This window comes from Streptococcus pneumoniae (assembly GCA_040719455.1).
GTDB classification, from domain to species: Bacteria; Bacillota; Bacilli; order Lactobacillales; family Streptococcaceae; genus Streptococcus; species Streptococcus pneumoniae_G.
In genome coordinates this window covers 1-11,544 of the sequence record JBFDTN010000001.1, presented here as the reverse complement: position 1 = coordinate 11,544, position 11,544 = coordinate 1, and the positions used below count along the sequence as shown (strand labels likewise).

General features: G+C 42.3%; 13 protein-coding genes. 4 read left to right on the top strand and 9 right to left on the bottom strand.

From position 1 onward, the window contains the following. Positions 1-51 precede the first annotated feature (51 nt). Positions 52-762 (top strand): trehalose operon repressor, encoded by a 711-nt coding sequence (gene treR, locus AB1I63_00065; GenBank protein ID MEW4353289.1) that lies wholly within the window; start codon positions 52-54, stop codon positions 760-762. Positions 763-806: 44 nt separating this feature from the next. Here treR and AB1I63_00060 read toward each other — a convergent pair whose 3' ends face one another. From AB1I63_00060 to AB1I63_00025, 8 genes are all read right to left on the bottom strand, one after another. Continuing rightward, complete coding sequence (locus AB1I63_00060; GenBank protein MEW4353288.1) at positions 807-1,127, bottom strand: helicase BlpT; 321 nt, start codon at positions 1,125-1,127, stop codon at positions 807-809. A 256-nt stretch (positions 1,128-1,383) separates the two neighbouring features. Next, complete coding sequence (locus AB1I63_00055) at positions 1,384-1,557, bottom strand: hypothetical protein (protein ID MEW4353287.1); 174 nt, start codon at positions 1,555-1,557, stop codon at positions 1,384-1,386. 23 nt (positions 1,558-1,580) lie between these two features. Then, entirely contained in the window at positions 1,581-2,930 is a 1,350-nt protein-coding gene (locus AB1I63_00050; protein ID MEW4353286.1) for a hemolysin family protein, read from the bottom strand. Between the two features lie 155 nt (positions 2,931-3,085). Then, entirely contained in the window at positions 3,086-3,931 is an 846-nt protein-coding gene (locus AB1I63_00045) for an NAD(P)H-hydrate dehydratase (GenBank protein MEW4353285.1), read from the bottom strand. 12 nt (positions 3,932-3,943) lie between these two features. Next, positions 3,944-4,795 carry a bifunctional methylenetetrahydrofolate dehydrogenase/methenyltetrahydrofolate cyclohydrolase gene (locus tag AB1I63_00040; GenBank protein ID MEW4353284.1) on the bottom strand — a complete coding sequence of 284 codons (852 nt, stop codon included), beginning with the start codon at positions 4,793-4,795 and terminating at the stop codon, positions 3,944-3,946. Positions 4,796-4,942: 147 nt separating this feature from the next. Continuing rightward, positions 4,943-5,677: an amino acid ABC transporter ATP-binding protein gene (locus tag AB1I63_00035; GenBank protein MEW4353283.1), complete on the bottom strand. Its 735-nt coding sequence runs from the start codon at positions 5,675-5,677 to the stop codon at positions 4,943-4,945. Beyond that, positions 5,674-6,357, bottom strand: coding sequence for an amino acid ABC transporter permease (locus AB1I63_00030; GenBank protein MEW4353282.1), 684 nt, complete (start codon positions 6,355-6,357; stop codon positions 5,674-5,676). The genes AB1I63_00035 and AB1I63_00030 overlap by 4 nt, the downstream gene beginning before the upstream one ends. A 154-nt stretch (positions 6,358-6,511) precedes the next feature. Continuing rightward, positions 6,512-6,742 (bottom strand): DUF1797 family protein, encoded by a 231-nt coding sequence (locus tag AB1I63_00025; protein MEW4353281.1) that lies wholly within the window; start codon positions 6,740-6,742, stop codon positions 6,512-6,514. A gap of 252 nt (positions 6,743-6,994) precedes the next feature. Here AB1I63_00025 and AB1I63_00020 point away from each other — a divergent pair, with 252 nt between their 5' ends. From AB1I63_00020 to AB1I63_00010, 3 genes are all read left to right on the top strand, one after another. After that, the gene (locus AB1I63_00020; GenBank protein ID MEW4353280.1) at positions 6,995-9,211 is read left to right on the top strand and encodes an AAA family ATPase; all 2,217 of its coding nucleotides are present in this window, start codon (positions 6,995-6,997) and stop codon (positions 9,209-9,211) included. Between the two features lie 87 nt (positions 9,212-9,298). Then, positions 9,299-9,748 carry an NUDIX hydrolase gene (locus AB1I63_00015; protein ID MEW4353279.1) on the top strand — a complete coding sequence of 150 codons (450 nt, stop codon included), beginning with the start codon at positions 9,299-9,301 and terminating at the stop codon, positions 9,746-9,748. Between the two features lie 59 nt (positions 9,749-9,807). Beyond that, the gene (locus AB1I63_00010; GenBank protein ID MEW4353278.1) at positions 9,808-10,107 is read left to right on the top strand and encodes a DUF1827 family protein; all 300 of its coding nucleotides are present in this window, start codon (positions 9,808-9,810) and stop codon (positions 10,105-10,107) included. A gap of 55 nt (positions 10,108-10,162) precedes the next feature. Here AB1I63_00010 and AB1I63_00005 read toward each other — a convergent pair whose 3' ends face one another. Continuing rightward, on the bottom strand, positions 10,163-11,422 hold the full coding sequence (locus AB1I63_00005) for an ISL3 family transposase (GenBank protein ID MEW4353277.1): 1,260 nt from the start codon (positions 11,420-11,422) through the stop codon (positions 10,163-10,165). Positions 11,423-11,544 lie beyond the last annotated feature (122 nt).

The following is an 11,544-nucleotide window of genomic DNA, read 5'->3' as shown; positions in this document are numbered from 1 at the left end:
TTGATAAAATTTCTAACGTTGTATGGTAAAAAGAAAACAAGTGAGGAAGAGATGAAAAAATACCAGCAGATTTTTAAGGAACTTGAAGGAAAAATTTTAGATGAAAGCTACCAAGCAGGGGAATTTCTCCCCAGCGAGCATGACCTTGTTGCCCACTACTGTGTCAGCCGAGATACCATTCGAAAGGCGCTGGATCAGCTCCAAAAAGCTGGCTTGATTCAGAAAATTCGCGGTCAAGGCTCAAAAGTCCTGCAAAAAGATCAGATTGACTTTCCAGTCTCTCATCTGACCAGCTATCGGGAATTGGTCGAGCAGTACGGAATCAACTCTATCACCAATGTAATCAGCCTAGAGAAAATCACAGTCGATAAAAAATTATCCCTCTTAACAGGCTTTCCAGAATTTCGCATTGTTTGGAAAATTGTCCGTCAGCGAGTGGTTGATAACATCGCTTCTGTCCTTGATACAGACTATCTGGATAAAGGAATGGTTCCTACGATGACACGTGCTATTTCTGAGCATTCGATTTATGACTATCTTGAGCAGCAGCTAAACCTCCAGATTGCCTATGCTAAAAAGGAAATCACCATTGACCAAGCTAAAGATCGTGACAAAATCCTCATGAATATCAAGGGGGATGACCATGTCGTATCCGTCAAATCCAAAGTCTATCTAGCAGACGGACAGCAATTCCAATTTACCGAAAGTCGCCACAAATTAGACAAATTCCGCTTTGTAGACTTTGCAAAACGGCATCACTAGCATCAAAAAAGACTTGAAATGCATCCAATTTCAAGTCTTTTCACTTACAAAGCTGCAATCCAACCATAGAGACGAAGTTGGGGTTTTATTTCCGTAAAATGAAAACGATCATAGGCTCGCCAAGCTAGACGGGCTTCTTCTGTCATTTCCAAATGACTCAAACCAATCACCAAACTCACAGACTGGTAAAATCTTTCCAATCCAATCAAGAACGTATTATCAGCCGCCTCTTTTTGAAGAATTCCATGCACCTCTTCAAAGATTTCACGAAGTTTTAACTCTTCACGCATTCCTTTGGAGCAAGTATGCAATTCTTTTTCGACATTTTCAATCAGCTCTTTTGCTGTCAAACCGAATTTTTCCATAACCTTATCCTTTCTAAGTCTAAAAATAAAATGTTATTATATTATTTTGAATTATTATAGCACTCTTTCTATTGTTTGACAAGTATGTGTATGCTTTTCTACAAAAAAAGACCTAGATAGTGTGATATTCAACAACTATCTAGGTCTTTTGATTTATCGAAAGAAAAGGCTCATGGCTAGCATAGGCAGCAAAGCTCCTTTTCCTCTCACTTGACTGGGAGCTTGTACCAACTCTTGCCCCAAGGCAATCACAGAGTTAGGAGCTCAGATAAAGTGCCAAGCCTTGACTCAAGCTCGCTGCTACATCCAGCTCTTTGTCTCCCATATCTAAGCGAATGAGCGAAGCCTGTAAGATGTCTACCAAATCTAGTAGCTTTTTTACCTCACTATCCTCTAAAGTATGCTTAAGCTTATCACGCAACTCTGCCATTTTGAGCCTTTTCTTCTCCAGTTCTAGTCTTTTTTCTTAGGATCTGGATCTTCGATTTCTAAGGGAGAAATCTCTAATTTCACCTTGGTCACGCGCCCATTTTTCACCTTATCATTGGTCAAGACAAGATGCTGATTCTGACTTTCCACCTCATAGGATAGACGCTCCTTAGCGGTGGGAATCGAGCCAACCCCTGTCAGATAATAGCCTGCGATGGTATCAACATCATCACTTTCTAACTCAACATCAAAGTATTCATTGAAGTCATTGAGGTTCATAGCCCCTTGAACGATGTAAGTCGTCTCAGAAATCTGATGCACATCAATCTCAGCCTTATCCGTCTCATCATCAATCTCGCCAACGATTTCCTCAAGCAAATCTTCCAAGGTCACAAGTCCTGCCATGCCACCATATTCATCTAGCAAAATCGCCATCTGGTTTTGCGTATTGCGAAGCTCGGTCAAGAGATCATCAACGAAAATCGTCTCATGAACAAACAAAGGTTCCTGCAAAATCTTTCTGAGAACAATATTGTCAAATCCATTGGTAAAAGCTGCATTTAGGAGCCGCTTGGTATGAATGAGTCCGATCACATTATCCTTATCTCCATCATAGACAGGAATTCGTGAGTAATTTTCCTTGAGAATGCGCTCGATGATTTCCTTGGTATCATCCTGAATATCAACCATAAAGGCATCTGTCCGCGGAACCATGACTTCTCTTGCCATCAGCTCATCAAGTGAAAACACCCCTTGGAGCATTTCAATCTCATCGGCGTCCAACGTCTCTTCCCCATTTTTAGTCAGCATATACTCGATTTCATCCCGAGTCATCTTCGCATCAGCATCATCAAAGGTCATGGGCGTAATGCGGCTCAAGAGATTGGTTGAAGCAGACAAGAGCCAGACAAAGGGACTGACTAACTTCCCAAGCAAGATAATAAATGGAGCCGTCCGAATGGCTAGGGCATCCTTTAGATTCAGGGCAATCCGCTTAGGGTACAATTCGCCAAATACAATCGAAATATAGGTCAAAATCGCAAGGGATAGAAAACTCGCTCCTGCTCTTGCAGTTTCTGAATTGCCCATCCATTTGGCAAGCTCTGTTCCCAAAGTATCAGCAAGACTCGCCCCTGATAAAATCGTAATCAAGGTAATTCCAACTTGAATAGTCGATAGGAAATTATTGGGATTATCCAGCACATTTAAAAGGCGAATGTACTTGATGTCTCCTTCTTCTGCCTTTTGCTCAACACGCGCACGATTGAGCGACACCATTGCCATCTCGGTCGCTGAGAAAAAGGCATTAAACAAGGTTAAAATAACTAATAGTAGGCTTTGATATAGTAAGGTCTGACTGCCAGGGTCTTCCATTTGTGTTTCTCCTCAAAAATCTAAATATTCTTCATTATATCATACTTCTTTTACTTTTCATAGGAAAATAGAGCAAAAAGCTCTAACAAGCGTTTTCTTCTCTGAACTTCCAAATCAAAAAAGCTGAACTCTATCATTCAACTTTTGTCGTCTATTTATCTACTGTACCGCTTCATCCAGCGTGGAATTTCTTGGCTGATAGCTGTTGGCAAGGTGACATAGACTGTCTCGCTCAGCTTAGCAGCAATCGCAGAATGTAGATACACAGCAGCCTCCACACGCTCAACAATCCTTTTCTTTGAAAACTGACCTAGAAAACCTGCAATCATCCCTGCCAAAGTGTCTCCCATGCCACCCGTCGCTTGGTAGGGACCACCGATCGTTAAGCGAGAAAACTCTTCCTTTCCATGTTCATAAATCGTTGTCCGCTCGCTTTTTTGCACTAAAATCGTGCCTAAAGGAAAGACATCAAGCGCTTTATGATTCGCTGTATCCGTCTGCTTAGGAATCTCAAGATCGCTCAAGACTTCCCATTCTTTCTGGTGCGGAGTAAGAACGATCCTAGCGCTTATCTGACTGGCATCTATCTGTTTCAAAAAGTGCAAGGCTCCGCCATCTAAGACAAGGATTTGCCCCTTCTTGCTATACTTGATGACCCTCTCAAAGCAATCTTTTTCTTTCTCACCCAATGCCAATCCTGATCCAATCAAAATGACATCTGCTTTCTCAATTTGTTGCTCTAGCAACTCCTGATCCGCTAGATCTATCCCCATGGCTTCTGGGAGATGGGTGTGAAGGGCAGACAGATTTTCTCGATCTGTCGCCACTGTCACAAGACCAGCTCCACTAAACACCGCAGCTCTTGCCGTCATCAAGATAGCCCCGCCATAAGGATAAGTCCCTCCAATCAAGAGCAGGTGACCATAATCTCCCTTGTGGCTCTGAGAGTTTCTCGGCTGAATCACTCGCTTGAGGATCGTTTCATCTAATATTCTAACCATATGTTTCACAACTTACTCATCTAGCGTCCGTTTAAAAGCTCTAAAGGTCTGCTCCATCAGCATGGTAATGGTCATCGGACCAACGCCACCAGGAACAGGTGTGATGTAGCTTGCAATCTCTTTTACCTCATCATAGGCCACATCACCAATTAATTTGCCGTTCTCATCACGGTTCATACCCACATCAATCACGACAGCTCCGTCTTTGACAAAATCCTTGGTCACAAAATGCCCACGACCAATGGCAACAACCAAAATATCTGCCGTCCGTGCCAAGGCTGAAAGATTTTCCGTACGCGAGTGAGCAAGCGTCACTGTCGCATTAGCGTCTAAAAGCAACTGCGCCATGGGTTTACCGACGATATTGCTCCGCCCGATGACAAGAGCCTTTTTGCCCTCAAGAGCAATCTCGTATTCACGAAACATCTCCATAATCCCCGCAGGAGTAGAGGGAATCATGACAGGATGTCCACTCCAGAGCTTGCCCATATTAGTCGGATGAAAGCCATCCACATCTTTTTTCGGATCAATAGCAAGGAGCACCGCTTCTTCATCAATATGGTCTGGCAAGGGCAACTGCACCAAAATCCCATGCCAAGCCTTGTCTTGATTGTAGCGGTCAATCAAGCTCAGAAGCTCCGTTTGACTGATCGTATCAGGAACCCGCACGACTTCGCTCCGAAATCCTGCCGCTAAGGCTGAACGTTCCTTGTTTCTCACATAGACTTGACTGGCAGGATTTTCCCCCACCAAGATTACGACAAGCCCAGGTTCTAAGCCCGTCTTGTCTTTTAAGATTGCAGTTTTTTCTGCCAATTCTCCTTGCAACTTCGCAGCTAATGCCTTTCCATCGATGACTGTCATTTGCACTCTCCTCTTGCTTTTTTTCTATTATAGCAAAAAAAGCGCGTCCTCTCTAGCACTTATTGACTAGGGCAATATATAGCTAGAAACTATATCAAAAAAGTCAGGACAAGATTCCTAACTTCTGAACACTATAAACACCCTTTTTTACAAGACTTTTGAGAGGAAATTCTTGGTTCGCTCTTCCTTGGTCGCTTCAAAGACTTCCTGCGGTGTACCGTCTTCGACGATGACTCCTCCATCCATAAAGATAACACGATCTGCGACCTCACGCGCAAAGCCCATCTCATGGGTCACGATAACCATGGTCATTCCTGACTTAGCCAAATCCTGCATGACAGAAAGCACCTCTCCGACCATTTCTGGGTCAAGAGCTGAAGTTGGCTCATCAAAGAGAAGAACATCTGGATCCATGGCAAGCCCACGTGCAATGGCAATCCGTTGCTGCTGACCACCTGATAGACTCTGCGGATAGGCAGACGCCTTGTCTGGCAATCCAACCGTCTCTAGCAATTTCAAGGCTTTTTCTTCTGCTGCTGTTTTATCCATTCCTTTTGTTTTAATAGGAGAAAGGGTGATGTTATCTAACACCGTCATATTGGGGAAGAGATTGAACTGCTGAAAGACCATGCCCATTTTCTCTCGCATGGCAAAAATATCATTGCTCTTGTCGGTAATATCCACTCCCTCAAAGGTTACTCTTCCCTTGGTCGGTACTTCAAGCAAATTCATCGTCCGTAAAAATGTTGATTTTCCACTTCCTGACGGCCCGATAATCACCACGACCTGCCCTTTTTCAATTTCCAAATCAATCCCTTTTAACACTTCATTTTTCCCAAATGATTTGTGTAAATTTTCAATTTGAATAATGCTTTCTGTCATTTTACATCTCCTTGTCCCATACGATTTTCCAAATATTTAAGCGCTAGCGAGAGGAGACTTGTCATCACTAGGTAGTAGCCAGCTGCAAATAAGAGCGGCGTTAAGGTCAAATACGTCGTCGTAGCAACAGTCGTTGCCCCATTCCACAATTCCATAACCCCGATGGCAGATAAAAGCGAGCTATCCTTGATAATGGTGATAAATTCATTTCCCAAGGCAGGGAGAATATTTTTCACTGCTTGCGGCAAAATCACATAGCGCATGGCTTTACCTGGACGAATCCCAAGCGAATAAGCAGCTTCTAGCTGCCCTTTTGGCACCGCGTTAATCCCTGCTCGCACCGTCTCTGATACATAGGCTCCACTATTCATAGAAATGATGATAATCCCTGGCAAGAGGCGAGACAAATCCACCCCCAAAATCCCAATTTGAATAGTCGGTGCATTGATCTGCATCATAGCAAAGGCAATCATGATCTGCACCATCATCGGTGTGCCACGAAAGACCCAAACATAGAGATTGGCAAGCCAAGCCAAGGGACGAAACTTAGAGCGCTGAGCAAAAGCAAGGAGCACACCTAAAATCGTCCCAAAAAAGACCACGCAGACAGACACAAGCACCGTCACAACCGCGCCATAATTAAAGTAAGGTAAATACTTGGGTAAAAATGAAAAATTCATAAAATTCCTCTCTAAATCAAAACTGAATCTAGTTTAGCATAATTTGCATAAAAATGCAACAAAGTTATTTAAAAATCATAAACACCAGAATTTCAATCAAAAAAAGACCTAAACTTGCATAAAATCAAGTCTAGGTCTCCAAGAATATATCATCTTAGTAAAGCAATTCGTAAATTTCCATTGCAATCAAGTCGATACTATCAAAGGTATATGTCTCACGCGCTGCAACATCACGAAGCGTGAAAACTGAGCCATTTTCCTCATCGTAGCTATAAGCCACTTCAGCCACAACTACTCCTTCACGTTCAAAATTACGCTTTAGATTACCGCCATCTTTAGCCATCGCCTCCAAGCGGTTGATAATTCGTACTAAATGTGATTCCATTTTACGTCTCCTATTTCCTTTATACGTTCCTATTCTACCATATTTTTTGTCTCTTTTGCTACTAAAAGGCTATTTTTAGAAAAATAATCCTTCAAAATCTAGGAATTTCAGTCGTTTTTGCCCCTCTTTTTCTCAATTTAACACTTTCTTCTTGCAATGTTTTCAAATACTGCTATAATGAAAGTAGAAAGTTTGACTAAATTTGACCAATGGTCAAATTTCTAGAATGATTCAATAGAAAAGAGGGACTACATGCTTTGTCAAAACTGTAAAATCAATGAATCTACCATTCATCTCTATACAAATGTCAATGGAAAACAACGCCAAGTTGACCTCTGCCAAAATTGCTACCAAATCATGAAAACAGATCCAGAAAATGCTATTTTTAAAGGCTTTAGCAACATGCACCAGCCGATTGATCCTTTCAATGATTTCTTTGGAAACTTGGAAAATTTCCAACAACCTAAAGAGCCACAAACGCCACCGACACAGTCTGGTGGTAACTACGGTGGTCGTGGTGGCTATGGAACGAACAACCCAACACCTCCTCAGCCAAAAGGGCTTTTAGAGGAATTTGGAATCAATGTCACAGAAATTGCCCGTCAAGGCAATATCGACCCTGTTATCGGTCGCGACGAGGAAATCGTGCGAGTTATTGAGATTTTAAACCGCAGAACGAAAAACAACCCTGTCCTCATCGGAGAACCGGGGGTCGGAAAAACTGCCGTTGTTGAAGGACTAGCACAGAAAATCGTTGACGGGGATGTTCCTCATAAGCTCCAAGGCAAGGAAGTCATTCGCCTTGATGTAGTTAGCCTTGTGCAAGGAACGGGTATTCGAGGTCAATTTGAAGAACGAATGCAAAAATTGATGGAGGAAATCCGAAAACGCAACGACGTGATTCTCTTTATCGATGAGATTCATGAGATTGTCGGAGCTGGCTCTGCTGGCGATGGCAATATGGATGCAGGAAATATCTTAAAACCTGCGCTCGCTCGTGGTGAGTTGCAATTAGTCGGCGCAACAACTCTCAATGAATACCGAATTATCGAAAAAGACGCTGCTCTTGAGCGCCGTATGCAGCCCGTCAAAGTCGATGAGCCAACGGTAGAAGAAACCATCACCATCTTAAAAGGTATTCAACAAAAATACGAGGACTACCATCACGTTACCTACACATATGAAGCTATTGAGGCTGCTGCTGTCCTCTCCAATCGCTATATCCAAGACCGTTTCTTACCAGACAAGGCTATTGATCTCTTGGACGAGGCAGGCTCGAAGATGAATCTGACACTGAATTTTGTCGATCCTAAGGTCATCGACCAACGCTTGATTGAGGCTGAAAATCTTAAAACTCAAGCCACACGCGATGAAGACTTTGAAAAGGCAGCCTACTTCCGTGACCAAATCGCCAAATACAAGGAACTGCAAAAAAATAAAATGCTGGATCAAGATACGCCGATTATCAGCGAAAAAACGATTGAGCATATTATTGAGCAAAAGACCAATATCCCCGTCGGTGATTTGAAAGAAAAAGAGCAATCACAGCTCATCCATCTGGCAGAAGACCTAAAAGCTCATGTCATCGGTCAAGACGATGCTGTGGATAAAATTGCAAAAGCTATCCGTCGCAATCGTGTCGGACTTGGCACACCGAACCGTCCGATTGGAAGTTTCCTCTTTGTCGGACCAACAGGGGTCGGTAAAACCGAGCTATCCAAGCAACTAGCCATCGAACTCTTTGGCTCAGCAGACAGCATGATTCGCTTTGACATGAGTGAATATATGGAAAAACATAGTGTCGCAAAATTAGTCGGAGCTCCTCCAGGCTATGTAGGCTACGAAGAGGCTGGGCAACTCACTGAGCGCGTCCGTCGCAATCCTTACTCCCTCATCCTTCTTGATGAGGTCGAAAAAGCCCATCCAGATGTTATGCACATGTTCCTCCAAGTTCTGGATGATGGACGTCTCACTGACGGACAAGGACGCACGGTCAGCTTTAAAGATACGATTATCATTATGACCTCAAATGCCGGTACAGGTAAGGTAGAAGCCAGCGTCGGATTTGGAGCAGCTCGTGAAGGTCGGACAAATTCTGTCCTAGGAGAGCTTGGCAACTTCTTTAGCCCTGAGTTTATGAACCGCTTTGACGGCATTATCGAATTCAAAGCCCTCAGCAAAAACAATCTCCTTCATATTGTGGATCTCATGCTAGAGGATGTGAATAAGCGCCTTTCTACAAACGGCATTCACCTTGACGTGACCGAAAAAGTCAAAGAAACTCTTGTTGACTTAGGCTATGATCCAAAAATGGGGGCACGACCACTTCGTAGAACCATCCAAGACCATATCGAAGATGCCATTACCGACTTTTATCTCGAACATCCAACTGAAAAAGACCTCAAGGCTGTTCTCAATAGCAAAGGAAGCATCATCATCAAATCCACTTCCAAAGAAAAAACAGAATAAAATTTCTCCTTATTTCTCCTCAAAATAGCTAGGTAATTTCTCCTTCTTGTGTTATAATATTCCTATACAAATCAGTGAGGAAATCCTATGAGCATTGCAACTTTTGGAGAGAAAAAAGAGGGAGTCACTTACTCCAACCGCTACGGAGTCTATGCTGTCATCCCAGATAGAAAAAAAGAACAAATCATTCTCGTACAGGCTCCTAACGGCGCTTGGTTCTTACCTGGAGGCGAGATTGAAGCAGGGGAAAATCACCTCTCTGCCCTTTCGCGTGAACTTCTAGAAGAACTTGGCTTTACCGCAACCATTGGCAACTACTACGGTCAAGCGGACGAATATTTCTACTCTAGTCACCGAGATACTCATTTTTATAACCCCGCTTACATTTATGAAGTAATCTCTTTTGAGCAAGCACAAGCTCCTCTTGAGGACTTTAATCATGTGGCTTGGTTTCCAATTGATGAAGCTCGTGAACTTCTCAAACGTGGTAGCCACAAATGGGGAATTGATCAGTGGAAAAAGCAACACTTATCCTAGAAATGTCTGCCTAGATACACCAAAAAGTGCTATAATAGAAAAAAAGCAAGGAGGAATTTATGAAACTCATCAACACAACCAATAGTCATGCCCACTTGGTACAAAGCCAGTTAGAAAGTACCGATGCTACACTGGTTGAGACCTTCTCTGCTGGAAATACCGATGTGGTCTTTACCCAAGCACCACTTCACTATGAAATTCTCATTTCCAACAAGCACCGTGCCATTCGTGACCAAGAAGTGGATAAAATCCGTGAATTCTTCCTCAAGCGAAAAATCGACACCGCACACATCGACCATGCAGGCATCCAAACAATCTACTCCAGCAATTTGATTGAAATCTCCATTCCGATTGTGTGATAGAAAACAATCCTCTAGGTAAATCGGCACTTTGTCAACTGTAGTGGGTGACGTATTATCCCATACGAGAGAGAATCAGGTTGGTTCTCTCTTTTTGTATGTTTAAAGCGATGAGAATTTTTGTTTTAAAGTTCTTAAAGTTTCGGAAACCGAAAGCTTGTCGTTTGATGTCCTTGATGAGTTTGTTAGTTGCTTCGAGTTTAGCGTTTGAATAAGGTAATTCAAGTGCATTGGTAATGTATTGTCTGTATTTGAGAAATGTTGTAAAGACTGTTTTGAAAGTAGAATTCACAGTAGGTAAATAGTCTTCTATCAGTCCGAAGAATGCCTCGCTGTTCTTCTCCTGAAAATGGAAAAGCAAGAGCTGATAGAGGTCATAATAGTACTTTAGTTCCTCTGACAAGTCTAAGGTCTTTTGAACTACTTCTCTAGGGGTTAAGGTTTGCCTAAAGGTTCGAGAATAAAAGAGTTTGTTAGAGAGTTTCCGGCTGTCTTTTTGGAGGATTCTCCAATGATGTTTCATAGCACGATAAGAAAGAGAGTCCTTGTCACAGTTCTTCATAATGGCAATTCGAGTAGCCATCATAGCTCGGCTCAGGTGCTGAATAATATGAAAACGATCCAGAACAATCTTTGCTTTTGGGAATAAGAAGTTAATGATGGGGATGTAGTTACCAGCCATATCTACAGTTACGACTTTGACGTTTTCCCTCACCTCTCTCGTGTATTTGAGGAAGTAGTTTTTAATGGTTGTTTGTCGATTATTTTCAAGAATAGTGATAATCTTTTTGGTTTGAAAATCCTGAGCGATAAATGCCAGCTTTCCCTTATTTCGAGAGAATTCATCCCAAGAGAGGATTTTAGGTAATTGTGAGAACTGTTCCTTGAAGGAGAATTGATTCAGTTTTCTCTGTACAACAGAGACAGAGATATGAAGTCTTCTAGCAATATCAGAGTTCGTTAGTTTTTCCGTATGTAGTTGAGTGATTTTGTCCCAGATAGGTTGAGAAATTTGATGATGTTTCTTGACGAGAGACGTTTGAGATACGGATACACGTAGACAACACTTGCATTTAAAGCGGCGTTTTCTCAGTTTTAGAAGAGTAGGAAATCCTTGAATATCAAGCATAGGAATAGAGGATTCTCGTTGGAAGTCATATTTTATCATCTTTCCTTGGCAGTGAGGACAAGGAGGAGCAGGATAATCTAAGGTTGCTTGAATGAGGATATGGGATTTAGACTTGTAAGCAGAAGTGATGGTGATATTTTTATCTTTAATTCCGATAAGATTTGTGGTATTATTAAGTCGTTCCATATGATTCTTTCTAATGTGAGTTTCGTCGCTTTTCATTATAGATTATATGGGACTTTTTTTCTACACTGAAAAAGCCCTATAATCTCTTCAGTGGAAGTTACCCACTACAGAAATTATAGAGC